Annotated in this window: 13 protein-coding genes and 1 riboswitch; of the genes, 10 read left to right on the top strand and 3 right to left on the bottom strand. The window is 66.2% G+C overall.

Going from position 1 to position 16,559, the window contains the following annotated elements; genetic code table 11:
* Positions 1 to 2 precede the first annotated feature (2 nt).
* Both U5782_RS36515 and U5782_RS36510 read right to left on the bottom strand, forming a co-directional pair.
* Positions 3 to 1,454 (bottom strand): coniferyl aldehyde dehydrogenase, encoded by a 1,452-nt coding sequence (locus U5782_RS36515; protein WP_322048723.1) that lies wholly within the window; start codon positions 1,452 to 1,454, stop codon positions 3 to 5.
* 47 nt (positions 1,455 to 1,501) lie between these two features.
* Positions 1,502 to 3,244, bottom strand: a complete 1,743-nt coding sequence (locus U5782_RS36510; RefSeq protein ID WP_322048722.1) for an isovaleryl-CoA dehydrogenase — start codon at positions 3,242 to 3,244, stop codon at positions 1,502 to 1,504.
* 476 nt (positions 3,245 to 3,720) lie between these two features.
* Between U5782_RS36510 and U5782_RS36505 the strand changes: the two genes are divergently transcribed.
* Together U5782_RS36505 and U5782_RS36500 are read left to right on the top strand one after the other, a co-directional pair.
* Entirely contained in the window at positions 3,721 to 5,355 is a 1,635-nt protein-coding gene (locus U5782_RS36505; protein ID WP_322048721.1) for a GMC family oxidoreductase, read from the top strand.
* Positions 5,356 to 5,606: 251 nt separating this feature from the next.
* On the top strand, positions 5,607 to 7,358 hold the full coding sequence (locus U5782_RS36500; RefSeq protein ID WP_322048720.1) for an OmpA family protein: 1,752 nt from the start codon (positions 5,607 to 5,609) through the stop codon (positions 7,356 to 7,358).
* A 63-nt stretch (positions 7,359 to 7,421) separates the two neighbouring features.
* Here the strand turns inward: U5782_RS36500 and U5782_RS36495 are convergent, their stop codons facing one another.
* Positions 7,422 to 8,381 carry a LysR family transcriptional regulator gene (locus tag U5782_RS36495; protein ID WP_322048719.1) on the bottom strand — a complete coding sequence of 320 codons (960 nt, stop codon included), beginning with the start codon at positions 8,379 to 8,381 and terminating at the stop codon, positions 7,422 to 7,424.
* Positions 8,382 to 8,534: 153 nt separating this feature from the next.
* Here U5782_RS36495 and U5782_RS36490 point away from each other — a divergent pair, with 153 nt between their 5' ends.
* From U5782_RS36490 to U5782_RS36455, 8 genes are all read left to right on the top strand, one after another.
* Entirely contained in the window at positions 8,535 to 8,987 is a 453-nt protein-coding gene (locus U5782_RS36490) for a CidA/LrgA family protein (RefSeq protein ID WP_322048718.1), read from the top strand.
* Between the two features lie 46 nt (positions 8,988 to 9,033).
* Entirely contained in the window at positions 9,034 to 9,756 is a 723-nt protein-coding gene (locus U5782_RS36485) for an LrgB family protein (protein ID WP_322048717.1), read from the top strand.
* Positions 9,757 to 9,935: 179 nt separating this feature from the next.
* Positions 9,936 to 10,706 carry a glycosyltransferase family A protein gene (locus U5782_RS36480; RefSeq protein ID WP_322048716.1) on the top strand — a complete coding sequence of 257 codons (771 nt, stop codon included), beginning with the start codon at positions 9,936 to 9,938 and terminating at the stop codon, positions 10,704 to 10,706.
* Positions 10,707 to 10,779: 73 nt separating this feature from the next.
* Positions 10,780 to 10,899, top strand: a riboswitch (S-adenosyl-L-homocysteine riboswitch).
* Positions 10,900 to 10,932: 33 nt separating this feature from the next.
* Complete coding sequence (gene ahcY / locus U5782_RS36475) at positions 10,933 to 12,351, top strand: adenosylhomocysteinase (protein ID WP_322048715.1); 1,419 nt, start codon at positions 10,933 to 10,935, stop codon at positions 12,349 to 12,351.
* 161 nt (positions 12,352 to 12,512) lie between these two features.
* The gene (locus U5782_RS36470) at positions 12,513 to 12,866 is read left to right on the top strand and encodes a phage holin family protein (RefSeq protein WP_322048714.1); all 354 of its coding nucleotides are present in this window, start codon (positions 12,513 to 12,515) and stop codon (positions 12,864 to 12,866) included.
* 52 nt (positions 12,867 to 12,918) lie between these two features.
* Entirely contained in the window at positions 12,919 to 13,749 is an 831-nt protein-coding gene (metF, locus tag U5782_RS36465; protein ID WP_322048713.1) for a methylenetetrahydrofolate reductase [NAD(P)H], read from the top strand.
* A 201-nt stretch (positions 13,750 to 13,950) separates the two neighbouring features.
* A complete protein-coding gene (locus U5782_RS36460; protein ID WP_322048712.1) occupies positions 13,951 to 16,146 on the top strand; it encodes a tetratricopeptide repeat protein in 2,196 nt (731 codons plus the stop codon).
* 76 nt (positions 16,147 to 16,222) lie between these two features.
* Positions 16,223 to 16,559: hypothetical protein (locus U5782_RS36455; protein WP_322048711.1), on the top strand; the 337-nt coding region annotated here is incomplete at its 3' end.

The following is a 16,559-nucleotide window of genomic DNA, read 5'->3' as shown; positions in this document are numbered from 1 at the left end:
CGCTAGAACTTCAGCATCACGCGAATCAGCGTATCGAACAGCTTGCCGTAGGGCGGCGCGATCAGGTGCCGGGCATTGACGCGCGCCTGCGTGAACACGGGCTTCATCTTCGAGAACGTGCAGAAGCCCTCGTAGCCGTGGTACGACCCCATCCCGCTTGCGCCGACACCGCCGAACGGCAGCCCTTCGGCGGCGATATGCATGAGCGTTTCGTTGACCGACATGCCGCCCGCGATGGTCTCGCGCGTCACGCGCTCGATGGTGCGGGTGTCGTCGGCGTAGAGGTAGAGCGCGAGCGGCCGCGCGCGTGCGTTCACGTAGTGCAGCGCCTCGTCCAGCGAGTCGTACGGCACGATCGGCAGCAACGGCCCGAAAATCTCCTCCTGCATCAACTGGGTGTGCGCGGGGGCGCCCGTCACCAGCACCGGCGCGAACTGCCGCGTGGCCGCGTCGCGCGGACCGAGCGGGTGGAGCTTTGCGCCTTCGGCCTGAGCCTCGTCCGCCAGGCGTTCGAGCCGTTCGTAATGCCGCGCCGAGATGATCGAGGTGTAGTCGCGATTGTTCAGAAAGTCGGGATACAGCTCGGCAAAACGCGTTCGCGCGCGGGCGATGAACGCGTCCTCCGCGCCGCGCGGCACCAGCACGTAATCGGGCGCGATGCAGGTTTGACCCGCGTTGAGCGTCTTGCCGAGCAGCAGGCTGTCCACGGCGTAGTTGAAGCGCGCATGCTTGCCGATCAGCGCGGGCGACTTGCCGCCCAGCTCCAGCGTGACCGGCGTGAGATGGGCGGCGGCCGCGCGCATCACCTCGTGGCCGATGCGCGTCGACCCCGTAAAGAGCAAATGGTCGAACGGCAGCGCCGTGAAGGCCGCGCCCACGGCGGCGTCGCCGTTCACCACCGTGACGTGGTCGGGCGCGAAGCTTTGGGCGATCAGGTCGGCGAACAGTGCGGAAGTGCGCGGCGTCAGCTCCGACATCTTGATCATCGCGCGGCAACCGGCCGCGAGCGCGCACACGAGCGGCCCCGCGCCGAGCAGCAGCGGATAGTTCCACGGCACGACGATGCCCGCCACGCCGATCGGTTGCGGGACGACGCGCGCGCGGCCCGGCATCAGCCATTTGCCGGTGCTGCGACGCTGCACGCGCATCCAGCGTTCGCCGTGCTTGAGCGCCGAATCGATTTCCTGCTTGAGCACGAGGAACTCCGCGAGCGCGACCTCGGCCTTCGAGCGCTGGCCGAAGTCGGCGTTCATCGCCTCGGCCAGTGCGTCCTGATTGGCGAACAGCACGTCGCGCAGCGCCCGCAGGTTGCGCGCGCGTTCGCTCCAGCCCGGAAACGGCGCGCGCAGATACGCTTCGCGCTGTGCCGCAAGCTGCGCGGCGAGGCTGGAGCTGGGCGCTGCGGCGGGCTCGCCGCTCGCGCGAGCGACGGCTTCGGGCAGATCCTGTTTCATGGTCGGTCCTTGTGAGGGGGCGTCGGCGCGTGGCTCGCTTATTTCGCTTATCGGCCGAGATAGTCGGCGGGCAGGGCGCGGGCGATGATCGCCGCGTGATCGAAACGTGCGGGCAGCGTACCGAATACACGGCCGCAATCGCCATCGTGCTCATCGAGACGCGTGGCGATGAAGGCTTCGGCGACCTCGGGCGGCCCCGCGCGCAGCAGCATGGCCTGCGCGATCAGCACGATCTGCTGCGCGATGCGCCGCGCGCTGGCTTCGCGCGTGCCGGGCGCGCCGTTGAGCAACGCGGAAAGCCGGTCGAGCGCCGCGGTCAGCACCGCATGTCCGGCCGCCTCGCGCCGCCAGGCGAGGAAGAGCGCCTGCGCGGCGTCGGCCTCGCGCTCCAGCGCGCGCAGCACATCGAGACACATCACGTTGCCCGAGCCTTCCCAGATCGAATTGACGGGCGCCTCGCGGTAGAAGCGCGCCATCGGCCCTTCTTCGACGTAGCCGTTGCCGCCCCAGACCTCCATCGCCTCGCCCGTGAAGGCGAGCGCGCGCTTGCAGACCCAGAACTTCGCCGCGGGCGTGACGATGCGCCGCCAGGCGCGGGCCACGCGGGCAATCTCGCTTTCGCCATCGACGCCTCGCTCGGCCGCGCTTTGCTCGAATGCCTGCGCGAGACGCATGAAGAGCGCGGTCGCGGCTTCGGATTCCAGCGCGAGATCGGCCAGCACGTTTTGCATCAGCGGCTGCTGGGCTAGCACACGGCCAAACGCGCTGCGATGCCGCGCGTGGTGGATCGCCTGCACGAGCGCCGCGCGCATGAGCGCCGCGCTGCCGATCACGCAGTCGAGCCGCGTGTAGTTCGCCATTTCGATGATGGTCGCAACGCCGCGCCCTTCGTCGCCGACCATCACGCCGTAGGCGTCGAAGAACTCCACTTCGCTGCTGGCGTTCGAGCGGTTGCCGAGCTTGTCCTTCAGGCGTTGCACGACGACGGCGTTCTTCGCGCCGTCCGGTCTGAAGCGCGGCACGAAGAAGCAGGACAGTCCCTCATGTTCGGTCGTGCGCGCGAGCACCAGATGCGCGTCGCACTGCGGCGCGGAGAAGAACCACTTGTGGCCGGTCAGCAGGTAGTCGGCGCCGCGGCCGCTCGCGACGCCCGCCGGGCGAGCTTCGGTGCGGTTGCTGCGCACGTCGGAGCCGCCCTGTTTCTCGGTCATGCCCATGCCGATCATCATCGAGTGCTTCTGCCCGAGCGGCACGTCGCGCGCATCGTGCTCGCGCGTGTAGAGCTTTTCTCGCAGCGTCTCGAACAGCGCGGGCTCGTTTTGCAGCACGGGGATGCTCGCGAACGTCATCGTGAGCGGGCAGAGCGAACCCGATTCCAGCTGCGCATGCAGGAAGTAACCGGCGCAGCGCGCGGCCATTGCGCCCGGGCGTGGCTCAGAAAACGGCAGCGCGTGCAGGCCTTCGGCGCGCAGCAGCGCGAGCAGTTCGTGCCAGGCGGGATGGAATTCGAGCGCGTCGATACGCTCGCCGCGCGGGCTGTGCGTATGCAGTTCGGGCGTGTGGCGGTTGGCGAGGTCGGCGAGCGCCAGTGTGGCAGCGTGGCCGAGCTTCGCGCCGTGCTGCGCGAGCGCGTCGCGGTGCCAATCGGCGCCTGCGCGCGTCAGTGCTTCGGCGAGTGCGGGATCGCACGCAAAAAGGTTGTAATCGGCGAGTGGCGGCGCCTGATTCGTCACCTCGTGCGTGGTGTAGCGGGCCGTGACCTCGGTCTGCGTCGATTCGAGCGGTTCCATCGTGACCTGTCTCCGTCGGCGGCGCCTTGGGGCGCGGCCGGTCATGTTGTCGATGTCGTGCTGCGATGCACTCGTGCGTGCCTGCTGCGGCGCGGCAAGCCGCGCGCGGCCCATGCGTCGTTGTTCTATTGGCAGGGAGACGGCGGCGTGGCGGGCGCGAATCGGTGCCCGTGGCGTGACGTACCGGCGCATCGGCCGCGCGAAGCGAAACCCATGAAACCGGTACGAGGCTGCTCCGGCGCTCCCTGTGATGCTTGCCGGAACCGGTCAGCTCTGTCGGCTGAACCGTCCCACATGGTAGCCGCCGATCGGCCGTTGCAAGGTCGTCAGAATTAGAGTGGGCGCTCTGACATAAATGCTGACACAAGCTCCGGACGCTTCCTACACTGCGCGATACAGCGAAATCGAACGAGCGTGCATCTAGCGTGCCTCATCCCGACGCCAGGCGCAACGCCCGACACTGGGAGACAGCAGGCATGGAGCAATACGACTACATCATCGTAGGCGGCGGTTCGGGCGGCGCGTCGCTCGCGGGCCGACTCGCCGAGCGTTGTCCGGAAGCGAGCATCGCACTGATCGAGGCCGGGCCGCACACGGATCGCAATCTCTTCGTCAACATGCCGATGGGCGTGGCCGCGCTCGTGCCGTTTCGCACGAAGAACAATTACGCCTACCAGACCGTGCCGCAGCCGGGCCTCGCGGGGCGGCGCGGCTACCAGCCGCGCGGCCGCGGCTTTGGCGGCTCCAGCGCCATCAACGCGATGATCTACACGCGCGGCCATCGCCTCGACTACGACGAGTGGGCGCAACTGGGCTGCGAGGGCTGGGCGTACCGCGACGTGCTGCCGTACTTCCTGCGCGCCGAGGACAACACGCGCGGCGCGAATGCATGGCATGGCGCGGGCGGGCCGCTTGGCGTGAGCGATCTTGTCGAGCGCAATCCGGTGGCGCAGCGTTTTGTCGCCGCCGCGCGCGAGGCGGGCTTTCCCGCCAACGACGACTTCAACGGCGCCGAGCAGGAAGGCGTGGGTTTCTATCAGGTCACCCAGCGCGGCGGCGAGCGCTGCACCGTGGCGCGCGCCTGGCTCTACGGCAAGCCGCGCGCGAATCTGCACCTGATCGCCGATGCCACGGTGCTGCGCGTGACCTTCGACGGCACGCGCGCAAGCGGCGTGGAGGTCGCGCGCGGCGGCCGCATCGAAACGCTGCACGCGCGCGCCGAGGTGATCCTCGCGGCCGGCGCGTTCAACTCGCCGCAATTGCTGATGTGTTCGGGCATCGGTCCCGCCGGCCACTTGCGCGAGCACGGCATCGACGTGCTGCACGATGCGCCCGAGGTCGGCCGCAACCTGATCGACCATATCGACTTCACCTATAACAAGCGCGTGCATTCGAGCGAGACCGTGGGTTACTCGCTGCGCGGCGCGGCGAAGATGGTGCCGGGTCTCGTGCGCTATCTGCGTGGGCGGCGCGGCATGTTCACGACCAATGTGGCCGAGGCGGGCGGTTTTCTGAAGAGCCGTCCGGAGCTCGATCGGCCCGATCTGCAACTGCACTTCTGCACGGCGCTCGTCGACGATCACAGCCGCAAACTGCACTGGGGCCACGGCTACTCGCTGCATGTTTGCGTGCTGCGCCCGGCAAGCCGCGGCACGGTCACGCTCGCGAGCGCCGACGCGCGCGAAGCACCCGTGATCGACCCGCGCTTTTTCTCGGACCCGCGCGATCTCGATCTGCTGGTGGAGGGCTCGCGCCTCGCGCGGCGCATTCTCGACGCCGCGCCGCTCGCGCAAATGGGCGGCCGCGAGATATATACGCACGCGGGTCAGAGCGACGAGGAACTGCGCGCGACCATCGCGGCGCACGCCGACACGATCTATCACCCCGTCGCCACCTGTCGCATGGGCGGCGATGCGCGCTCGGTCGTCGATGCGCAATTGCGTGTGCGTGGCGTCACCCATCTGCGTATCGCCGATGCCTCGGTCATGCCGACCTTGATCGGCGGCAATACCAATGCGCCGACAGTGATGATCGGCGAGCGCGCAGCGGACTTCATCGTCGAAACGCGGCGTCCCGGTCACGCGACCCATGACGAAAAAGTGATTGTCTGACGGTCGATTTCTATTTCTCTTAACGCTTCTTTCTCTTCTTGTTTTGATGCGTGGGCAGCACATGAAAACGGGGCGCCTCGCGCCCCGTTTTTAACGTCACATTGACGAAAACATGGCTTTTTTACGGGGTTTTCGTCAAAGAGTGTGCGGCACGAGCGACGCCCGTATTTTCGAGATTTCGGACTCCCTATAATCGCGCGGCACCTTGGGCGTGTCAGTTGGCGCGTCCGCGAACGGGAGGAACCGACTCGATGAGCATCAATGTCTTTCAACTGCTGGACACCGTCATGAGCGATGACGTGGTCCGCACCCTGGCCGGGCGTTTCGGTCTCACGCCGGATCTCGCGCGCAAGGTCACGGGCGCCGCCGCACCGGCGATCGTCGCCGCTGTCATGCACCGCGGCAGCACCGCCGAAGGCGCGCGTGGCCTGTTCTCCACCATCATGTCGCCGGACGTGAATGCGCTGATCGGCAAGCAACTGCCCGACCTGCTCTCGAGCACGACGGGCCTGAGCCAGCTCGAAAGCACGGGCCGCGACTTGATCCAGCGCGCCGCTGGCGTGAACGTGGGCGCGCTCTCGGACGCAGTCGCCGCGCAAACCGGCGCGGCACAATCGACGGCGTTCTCGCTGACGGGCGTGGTCGGCGCGGTGCTGATGGGGATTCTGAAGCAGCATTTCACGGCTTCCCAAGGTCTTGTCGGTCATCTGCCTACGCTGCTTGGCCATCAACTCTCGTCGGTCAATGCAAGTCTGACGGATCGTCTCGCCCATGCTGTAGGACTCGGCACGGCCGCGGCTTTCGCGGGCACGATTCTCACGCGTCTGAAGGATGTGTCGGCGCATCTCGAACATCCGCAGCCGGTCGCGCGCCCGGTACCCGCCGCCGCGCCGCCGCAAACCGTCGGCACGTCGACGCCGCCGATCGTGCACGAGAAACGCAAGCATTCGTGGCTCTGGTGGCTGCTGGCCGCCATCGCGCTGATTCTCGCGTTCTTCGCGCTGCGCTCGTGCCAGCGCGACGACAGCGCGCAGGACACGTCGGCGGCTACGCCGGCATCGGCTGCGAGCGCACCGGCCGTCGTCGCGGCGTCTGACGCCAGCGCGCCGGCTGCGGCATCGGCACCTGCGGCTTCCGCTGCGGATGCGTCGGGTGCATCGGCCGCGAGCGCCGCGTCGTCGGCGAGCGATGCTGCGCCCGCTCCGGTGCCTACGCAGGACGCGCATCTGTCGTTCACGGTCGATAAGGCCGGTGTGCCGACACTCACCGCAACCGTGGGCTCGGACGCCGAGAAGGCGCAATTGATCGACGCACTCACGAAGAAGTTCGGCGCAGGCAAGTTCAACGCCAACGTGACGGTCGATCCGGCCACGAAGCCCGCTGCATGGCTCGCGCATCTCGACGGCCTGCTGCCGCTGATGGCGCTGCCCGGCGCGGAAGTGAAGATCGACGGCTCGCACGTCGAACTGAGCGGCACGGCCGCCGACGCGAAGCTCGGCTGGCTCGACAAGCTCAAGGCGCTGTTCGGCTCGGGCTTCGACATCGGCGTGTTCAATGTGCAGAAGGCCGTGGCCGATGCCACGCAATCGTTCCGCGACGCCGTGAAGGGCCTGTTCGGCGCCGACGCATCGTGCGCTTCCGACGACGTGGCGAAGGTGCTCAACCTGCAGGTCGTGAACTTCGCGACGGGCAGCGTGACGATCCCGGCATCCGCTGGCGACGATCTGCGCCAGTCGGCCAAGGTGCTCAAGGCGTGTGCGAAGCAAGGCAAGCCGGTGCGCCTGGAAGTGGCAGGCTATTCCGATAACGTGGGCGACAAGACGGCCAATCTCACGATTTCGAAGCGCCGTGCGCAGGCCGTGCTGACCTATCTGGTGACGCAGGGCGTGAGCGCCTCGACGCTCAGCGCCGCAGGTTACGGCGATGCCAACCCGGTCGACAGCAACGACACGGCAGGCGGGCGTTTCCACAACCGCCGCATCGCGTTCGCCGCGAAGCAGTAAGCGCGCAGACTGTTGGCGCGTGAGAAGTGAGAGAAGCCGCCCGGTGCAAGCCGGGCGGCTTTTTTATCGCGCGGGTTTTTGAGCTTCGTCGGCCGGTTTCTCAAGCCCAGGCGGGCGCACGAAGTCGTCGAGGAAGGTCGACGGCTTGCCGTATTCCTCGCGCGCCACCGCGAGCCACGCGCGCGCCGCGTGCGAGAGATAGCCATTGCGCTTCCAGCCGATCGCCATGTCCCAGACGATCGGCGGATCGGCAACCGGCAGGCAGGTGAAGCGCGCCGCATCGAGCCGCCGAACATAGGGCGCGGGCAGCAGCGCAATGCCTACGCCTGCGAGCACGAGTGCCGCCATCAAATCCCAGTGCCCGCTGCGGCCCACGATCTGCGGCGTAAAGCCCGCGGCGCGGCAGGCGTTGAGCACGACGTCGTTGAGCGCGAGGCTTTCGCCGTAGAACACGAACGGCTCCGGCGCGAGATCCGCGAGCGGCACGCTCGCTGCGCCGTCCCAGCGCGAGCCGCGTGGTGCGACCAGCCACAGCACCTCGTGCGAGATCGGCAGCACGTCGATCTGCTCCGGATCGACCGGCAACAGCACGCCGCCCAGTTCCAGTTCGCCGGCAATCAGCGCGGCCTCGATCGCGCGCGAGCCCTGTTCGAACAGCTTGAGTTCGATCTTCGGGTAGCGCTGACGGAACGCGGCGATGGCGGGCGTGAAAAGCGAGCCGCCCATCGGCGGGATGCCGATGGTGATTTCGCCGCGCCCGAGTGTGCCGAGATCGGCCAGCTCGGCCTGTAGCTGCGCCTGCGCGGCGAGCACGTCCTGGCCGCGCTGGTAGACGATGCGCCCGGCGTCGGTGAGCACCATCTGGCGCGCGTCGCGCAGCAAGAGCGGGGTGCCGGTCTCGTCTTCCAGTGCCTTCACCATCTTGCTGATGGTGGGCTGCGTCACGTGCAGCGCTTCGGCGGCGGCGGTGAAACTCTGCTGCCGGACCACCTCGATGAAATAGCGTAGCGCGCGCAATTCCACGGTCGTGCCTCCTCGTTTTCCTCGCGGGACGCGGCGTTTTCGCCGGCGCTCGCGCATTCCATTATGGAATGAAGTCGATGATTACAAGTCATTATATTTATGCTGCGGTGCACCCTATACTGAGTTCCATTCCACTGTCACTTAGGGTTTGCCATGACCGCTCCGAACACCTCCGCACCGGTCCCGCAAAAGGGCGTGATGGCGCGTGCTGGCCGGATCGCGGCGCAGTCGGCCTTGCTCGCCGGTGTCTGGTTCGTGGCCGATGCGCTCGCGCGCGCCGCGCATCTGCCGGTGCCGGGCGGCGTGGTGGGCCTCGTGCTGCTGCTCGCGCTGCTGTTCTCGGGTGGCGTCGCGCCGCGCTGGGTCAAGGCGGGCGCGGACTGGCTGCTCTCCGACATGCTGCTGTTCTTCATTCCGGCCGCCGTGGCGGCCGTGCAATACGGTGGCCTGTTTCGCGCCGACGGCTGGCGCCTCGCGCTGGTGGTGGTGGGCGGCACGCTGATGGTAATGGTGGCCGTAGCCTTCGCGGTCGAGCAGGCCGCGCGGCTCGAACGCCGTCTCGCGCTGCGCCGCGTGATGCATGCCCGCCATCTGGCGCGCGCCTGAGCGGCGCGCGTCACGGTAACCAACGTACTTCAAGGGTGATTCGGTCATGAACACGTTCTACGCGTCCCTGTTCGCCGACGATGCCTCGCGGCTGATCGCCGCCGGCTGCTTCATCCTCACGGTCGCGCTCTATTTCGCCTCGAAGGTGCTCTATGCGCGCTTTCGTTCGCCGTGGCTCACGCCGCTCGTGGCGGTGCCCGCGGTGCTCGCCGCGATCGTGCTGCTGCTGCACATTCCCTATCCGGTCTACTTTCAGGACACGCGCTGGCTGATGTGGCTGCTCGGCCCGGCCACGGTGGCTTTCGCCGTGCCGATCTACGAATACCGCGACCTGCTCAAGCGCCACTGGATCTCGCTGGCGGTCGGCGTGACGGTCGGCATCGTGGTCGCAGTGGGCGGCTCGCTCACGCTGGCCAAGCTGCTGCATCTGTCGCCGGATCTGCAACGCAGCCTGATGACGCGCTCGATCTCGACGCCGTTCGCGCTCGCCGTCTCCGACAAGATCCACGCGCCGCGCGACCTCACCGCGCTGTTCGTGATCGCCACCGGCGTCTGCGGCATGTTGTTCGGCGAACTGGTGCTCGGCCTCGTGCCGCTGCGCACGCGGCTCGCGCGTGGCGCGCTGTTCGGTGCGGCGGCTCACGGCGTGGGCACCGCGAAGGCGCGCGAACTGGGCAGCGAAGAAGGCGTGGTCGCCAGCCTCACGATGATGATCGCGGGCGTGGTGATGGTGCTGCTCGCGCCGGCACTGGGTTTCCTGCCCGTTTGAGGCTCGCCGGACGCCGCCGCGTTCGCGTGCGGACTAGAACGAATACGATTTGCGCGTTTGGGCCGTATCACAGGGCCCAAACCCGCCTTCAGGCATTTCGCGACGCATCTATGATCGCCGCTCCCGGTCGCGAGCATTGAAGCGCGACCGGCCAGTCCGGCTCACTCGCATCGCGATTCATGTCTCCCATCTCGGTCATCATCCCCTGTTTCAATGGCGCCGCCACGATTGCGCGCGCGCTGCAAAGCTGTCGCTCACAACGCGAAGCCACGCAAATTCTCGTCGTCGACGACGGCTCGACCGATGCGTCGGCGTCCGTCGTGCGGACGTGGGCCATGCAGGACGAGCGCATCCGCTTGTTGCAGACCGCACGCATCGGCGGCGTCGCGCGTGCGCGCAACTGGGGCGTGCTGCACGCGAACAATCCGCTCGTTGCCTTTCTCGACGCCAATAGCGAATACCTGCCCGATGCGCTGGCGATCGCGCAGGCGCATCTGGAGCAGCATCCGCTTGAGGCTGCGGTTCGTCTCGATATCGAATTCGCCGGATTTCCTGCGCAGATTGCCACTCATCCCGACTTCGCCCGCCACGCTGCCGTGCTGAGCAATACGGTGTCGAGCAGCCTCGTGATGCGGCGCAGCGTGTTTCTCGCGCTGGGCGGTTTTCCGATGGACGATGCCTTCCGGCGCTATGGCGGCGAAGACGGCGCGCTTTCATGGGTGCTCAGCGACCTGTTCGCGCAGCGGCGCCTTTCGGACGCGAAGCGCGTGCGCGTGTTCCATCACCCCGGGATACACGCGGAGCAATTTCTCTCGGTCCAGATGGGGTTCGCACAAGCCGACCCCGTCGCGGCGGCCGAAACCCTGCTCAGTTCGCGCGCCTACCTCGAGATGGCGCGCGCCACGCTGCGCCAGTTACGCGCGGTGAGCCTGAACGATAGCCCGGCCTGAGCGAGAGGCCTTCGGCGGCGCTGCATTCAAGCCGCCGCGCGGCTGTCATCGCGTTTTGCTACAATCACGCCTCGCCTTCGAGGAGCGTTGCGACGGATTTTCTCCAATCCGCCAGGCTCGAAGGTGCTCAATCCGGTTGACTTCGCCGAAACTTCGCCGAAGCAATCGCACTGAAAAACGGCGCTCACGTCTTTAATTTCTAGTCACTTTTAGAAAGGAGGGCGTGATGAACGCCGCAATTCCGCAAGATCAAGCCAACGATTTCATCGTCGCCGATATGTCGCTTGCCGCCTGGGGCCGCAAGGAACTCGATATCGCCGAAACCGAAATGCCGGGCCTCGTGCAAACCCGCGAAGAGTACAAGGCGCAGCAGCCGCTCAAGGGCGCGCGCATCGCAGGTTCCCTGCACATGACCATCCAGACGGGCGTGCTGATCGAAACGCTGACGGCGCTCGGCGCGGACGTGCGCTGGGCCTCGTGCAACATCTTCTCGACGCAAGACCACGCTGCCGCTGCGATCGCGGCTGGCGGCACGCCGGTGTTCGCATTCAAGGGCGAATCGCTCGACGAATACTGGGAATTCTCGCACCGCATCTTCGAATGGCCGAACGGCGAATTCGCCAACATGATTCTCGACGACGGCGGCGATGCGACCCTGCTGCTGATCCTCGGTTCGAAGGCTGAAAAGGACCGCTCGGTCATCGCCAAGCCGACCAACGAAGAGGAAGTCGCGCTCTACAAGTCGATCGAAAAGCACCTCGACATCGACCCGACGTGGTACTCGACGCGTCTCGCGCACATCAAGGGCGTGACCGAAGAAACCACCACGGGCGTGCACCGCCTGTACCAGATGGAGAAGGAAGGCCGTCTGCCGTTCCCGGCCATCAACGTCAACGACTCGGTCACGAAGTCGAAGTTCGACAATCTGTACGGCTGCCGCGAGTCGCTCGTCGACGGCATCAAGCGCGCCACCGACGTGATGATCGCGGGCAAGATCGCGGTCGTCGCAGGTTACGGCGACGTGGGCAAGGGCTGCGCGCAATCGCTGCGTGGTCTGGGCGCAACCGTGTGGGTCACGGAAATCGATCCGATCTGCGCACTGCAGGCCGCGATGGAAGGCTACCGCGTCGTGACGATGGAATACGCTGCCGACAAGGCCGACATCTTCGTGACGGCAACCGGCAACTTCCACGTGATCGGCCACGATCACATGAAGGCGATGCGCCACAACGCAATCGTCTGCAACATCGGCCACTTCGACTCGGAAATCGACGTCGCTTCCACGCGCCAGTACCAGTGGGACAACATCAAGCCGCAAGTCGACCACATCATCTTCCCGGACGGCAAGCGCGTGATCCTGCTGGCTGAAGGCCGCCTCGTGAACCTGGGCTGCGCAACGGGCCACCCGTCGTTCGTGATGTCGAACTCGTTCACGAACCAGACGCTCGCGCAGATCGAACTGTTCGTCGAAGGCAGCAAGTACGAGAACAAGGTCTACGTGCTGCCGAAGCACCTCGACGAAAAGGTCGCACGTCTGCACCTGGCTCGCATCGGCGCGAATCTCTCGGTGCTGTCCGACGAGCAGGCTTCGTACATCGGCGTCGACAAGAACGGTCCGTTCAAGCCGAACCACTACCGTTACTAAGCCAGGCCGCTGTTACAGCGCGACACACATGCGTTACAAGGTGGTCCGATTTTTTAAGCCACTTTTAAGCGACTAGCCTGATGCTTGGCGAACGCCCGCGCGCTATTTTTAACGTGCGCGGGCGCTCCGCACAACAACGAACGAAGCAAGAGGAATTACCCATGACCGTACTGCTCACCTGGCTTGTCAATGCGCTCGCGCTGCTGATCATCACGTGGCTCGTACCGTCGATCCACGTGCGCAGCTTCGGCACCGCGCTCATCGTCGCGCTCGTGCTCGGGCTCATCAACGCCGTGCTGCGCCCGGTGCTCATCGTCCTCACGCTGCCCGTGACCATCCTCACGCTCGGCCTGTTCATCCTCGTGGTGAACGCGCTGTGCTTCTGGCTGGCCGCATCGCTGCTCAAGGGCTTCGAGGTGTCGGGCTTCTGGTCGGCGTTCTTTGGCTCGATCCTCTACAGCATCGTCTCGTGGCTGTTGTCCGCGCTGATCTTCGGCAACCGCAGCCTCGGCTGACGCTCGCATGGCCGAAGCCGCGCGCTTCGGCCAGCTTTTCAAAGAAGCGATCATGAAACCGATCGAACTCTCATTCGAATTCTTCCCGCCGAAGACCGCGGAAGGCGTCGAGAAGCTGCGCGCCACGCGCGCGCAGTTGCTCCTGCACAAGCCGCGCTTCGTGTCGGTGACCTTTGGCGCGGGCGGCTCGACGCAGCAGGGCACGCTCGACACCGTCGTCGAAATCGCCAAGGAAGGCGTCGATGCGGCGCCGCACCTGTCGTGCATCGGCGCGACCCGCGACGGTCTGCGCGAGATCCTGCGCCAGTACCGTTCGCACGGCATCCGTCACATCGTGGCGCTACGCGGCGACCTGCCCTCGGGCATGGGCGAGATGGGCGAGCTGCGCTACGCGTCGGATCTCGTCGCCTTTATCCGCGAGGAAACCGGCGACGCGTTCCACATCGAAGTGGCCGGCTATCCCGAGTACCACCCGCAGGCGCGCTCGCCGCGTCACGACCTCGAAGCGTTCGCGCAGAAGGTGAAGGCGGGTGCCGATTCGGCGATCACGCAATACTTCTTCAACGCGGATGCGTATTTCCGCTTCGTCGAAGATGCGCACAAGCTCGGCGTCGACATCCCCATCGTGCCCGGCATCATGCCGATCACGAACTACTCGCAGCTCATGCGCTTCTCGGAAATGTGCGGCGCCGAAGTGCCGCGCTGGGTCGCGAAGCGTCTGGAAAGCTTCGGCGACGACCGCGAGTCGATTCGCGCGTTCGGTCTCGATGTGGTGTCGGACCTGTGCCGCCGCCTCGTCGATGCGGGCGCGCCGGGCCTGCACTTCTACACGCTCAACGCAGCGGGTGCGACCCAGGCGATCTGCCAGCGTCTTTCGCTCTGAATGCGGACGGCTTGCTGAAGCGCTTGCCGTCATGCAAACCGCGCGGTTCCGGATTTCCGGGCCACGCGGTTTTTTTTCGTCCGACGGCTAGTGCTTGATGAGAGTCAAGGTTGGACAAATGAGACGGTGCCGATAATCGAAAGTTATCTTTTCCCGTTCGCCTGATCGCGTTGCGTTTGTCTTGCGATGCAGGCCGCTCTCATGACGTTTCCTCCCGCTCCCGAATCCGCCGCCCAACCCGCGCCGCTCACCTTTGCGGATGCGCTCGCCGCCTGGCGAGCCGGCGCCTATGACGAGGCGCGCTCGCGCTGCGCGCAACTGCTCGAAGCGGGTCCGCCCAACGCCGATATCTTGCATCTGGCCGGCATTCTCGAACTCGACCGCGACAAGCTCGCCGCTCGTACGTTGATCGGGCGTGCAATCGCACTGCGCGAGGAGGCTCAGTTCCTCGTCAACCTTGCGCTCACCTATAACCGCGATGCGGAAAATGACCTCGCCATCGCCGCGCTCAATCGCGCGCTCGAACTGAAGCCCGATTTCACGCACGCGCTCAACAATCTCGCCAATCTCCACGACGCGCGCGGCGAGCGCGCGCACGCTGCCGCGCTGCTGGAGCGTGTCGTGCTGCTGGAGCCCGAATATGGCGTGGCGCACTACAACCTGGGCAGCCTGCTTTTCACGCTTGGCGATCTCGCGCGCGCCGAAGCCGCGCTGCGTCGCGCGATCGAGCTCGATCCTCAGCACGTCAACGCCTGGAACAACCTCGCCAACGTGCTGATCGCGGGCAATCGCAAACCCGAAGCCCAGTCCCTGCTGGAACATGCGCACACGCTCGCGCCGGATTCCGTCGATGTCCTCACCAATCTCGGCATCCTGCTGCGCAACGTGGGGCGTATCGACGAGGCGAAGGCCATGCTCGAGCGTGCACTCACGCTCGCCCCGGACAACGCGCCGGCGTGGAACAACTACGGCAACGTATTCGTCGAACTGGGCGATCCCGACGAAGCGCAGCGCGCGTTCGCGCGAGCGATCGAACTACGCCCGGATTTCGCCGATGCGTGGAGCAACTCCGGCAATGCGCTCAAGGCCGCGGGCAATATCGAGGCCGCGCTCGACGCCTACCGGCGCGCGCTGGCCTGCGACGCGGGCAACGAAGGCGCACACGCGAACCTCGTCTATGCCACGATGTTCGCCACCGACGACGGCATGGCGATACGCGCGGAAGCCGAGCGTTACGCGGCGCGCCACGACGCGCCGTCTCTCGCCGCGCCGGCGCTTCACGCGAACGTGCGCGATCCGTCGCGCCGGTTGCGCATCGGCTATGTCTCGCCCGACTTCCGCAATCATTGCCAGTCGCTCTTCACGCTGCCGGTGTTTGCGCAGCACGACCACGCGGCCTGCGAGATCGCCTGCTATTCGAGCGCACAGCCCGACGAGATCACGGCGCGCCTCGCCTCGATGGTTGATCTCTGGCGCGACGTGCGCGACTACGACGATGCGCGTCTCGCGCAGCAGATCCGCGATGACCGCATCGACATCCTCGTCGACCTGACCATGCACATGGCTCATGCGCGTCGCGCCGTGTTCGCGCGCCGCCCGGCGCCAGTGCAGATTGCGTGGCTCGCCTATCCGGGCACGACGGGCACGCCCGCAATCGGCTGGCGGATGACCGATCCGTGGCTCGATCCCGTTGGCGTGGCGGGCATCGACGCGCAGTACACCGAGCGGTCGGTGCGCTTGCCCGATAGCTTCTGGTGCTACGCGCCGCTCGAAGCGCCGCAAGACGTGAATCCACTCCCGGCGCTGTGCGCGGGCCATATCACCTTCGGCTGTCTGAACAATCCCTGCAAGCTCACCGACGCCACCTTCGCGCTGTGGTCGCGAGTGTTCGCGGCGCTGCCCGACTCACGACTCGTGCTGATGGCGCCATCCGGTGGCGCACGCGAGCGCATCCTCGAGCGGCTTGCGCTGCACGGCATCGCTGCCGAGCGCGTGCGCTTCGTGGGATTCCAGCCGCGCGAGGACTATTTGCGCACCTGGTCGCAGATCGACATCGCGCTCGACACCTTTCCCTACAACGGCCACACCACGAGCCTCGATGCCTTCTGGATGGGCGTGCCGGTGCCCACGCGCGTCGGCCGCTCGGCGGCCAGCCGCGCGGGGCTGTCGCTGCTCGCCAATCTCGGCTTGCCCGAGCTTGTCACGCGCAGCGACGCGCAATTTGCGAGCGTTGTCGTCGCGCTCGCACGCGACCTGCCGCGCCTCGCTGCGCTGCGGGCGGGCCTGCGCACGCGCATGCAGGGCTCGCCGCTGATGGATGCGAAGCGCTTCGCCCACAACCTTGAAGCGGCTTACCGGCTGATGTGGCGCGACTGGTGCGAGCGTGAGAGCGCATGACATAACGATGCGTTAAGGTCTGACGAGTCGATCTTCTCGCATGTTTTGCCGCGCACGGCTGGGGCTGGCGCAGCGCTTGCTGCTCGACGCGGACAGCGACGGGCAGCGGTTGCCGCGCAACAGCAGGCAAAAGGCCTCAAAAGACTGCAATCGGGCGAAGCCGCCGGAGTCAAGCCGCGCCGGAGCAGAAAAACTGCCACTGGAAGAAGGAGACAGCCGCAAGGAAGCATCCCGGAAGAACCACGAAAAGAGCATAAAAGCACACGAAAGACGGGCCGAAGCAAGCCTGTCAACCAGGCGTTTTCCACGAGAGACGGGGCTTTTTGGCTGGCTTGTGAGCGCGGCCCCGGCTCTTGTAAGATCGCGCTACGCTGGCTTCGGCCGGCATCGAACTGGAGGAAACATGAAAGAAA

It is taken from the genome of Paraburkholderia sp. J67, assembly GCF_905220265.1.
Lineage (GTDB): Bacteria > Pseudomonadota > Gammaproteobacteria > Burkholderiales > Burkholderiaceae > Paraburkholderia.
Note: the sequence above shows the minus strand (reverse complement) of the source record. Positions and strands in the feature narration are given on the sequence as shown.

Excerpts from the sequence above, each read along its gene's own strand:
- U5782_RS36515 (WP_322048723.1), bottom strand. The coding sequence starts at position 1,454 with ATGAAACAGGATCTGCCCGAAGCCGTCGCTCGCGCGAGCGGCGAGCCC.
- U5782_RS36510 (WP_322048722.1), bottom strand. The coding sequence starts at position 3,244 with ATGGAACCGCTCGAATCGACGCAGACCGAGGTCACGGCCCGCTACACC.
- U5782_RS36505 (WP_322048721.1), top strand. The coding sequence starts at position 3,721 with ATGGAGCAATACGACTACATCATCGTAGGCGGCGGTTCGGGCGGCGCG.
- U5782_RS36500 (WP_322048720.1), top strand. The coding sequence starts at position 5,607 with ATGAGCATCAATGTCTTTCAACTGCTGGACACCGTCATGAGCGATGAC.
- U5782_RS36490 (WP_322048718.1), top strand. The coding sequence starts at position 8,535 with ATGACCGCTCCGAACACCTCCGCACCGGTCCCGCAAAAGGGCGTGATG.
- U5782_RS36485 (WP_322048717.1), top strand. The coding sequence starts at position 9,034 with ATGAACACGTTCTACGCGTCCCTGTTCGCCGACGATGCCTCGCGGCTG.
- U5782_RS36480 (WP_322048716.1), top strand. The coding sequence starts at position 9,936 with ATGTCTCCCATCTCGGTCATCATCCCCTGTTTCAATGGCGCCGCCACG.
- ahcY (WP_322048715.1), top strand. The coding sequence starts at position 10,933 with ATGAACGCCGCAATTCCGCAAGATCAAGCCAACGATTTCATCGTCGCC.
- U5782_RS36470 (WP_322048714.1), top strand. The coding sequence starts at position 12,513 with ATGACCGTACTGCTCACCTGGCTTGTCAATGCGCTCGCGCTGCTGATC.
- metF (WP_322048713.1), top strand. The coding sequence starts at position 12,919 with ATGAAACCGATCGAACTCTCATTCGAATTCTTCCCGCCGAAGACCGCG.
- U5782_RS36460 (WP_322048712.1), top strand. The coding sequence starts at position 13,951 with ATGACGTTTCCTCCCGCTCCCGAATCCGCCGCCCAACCCGCGCCGCTC.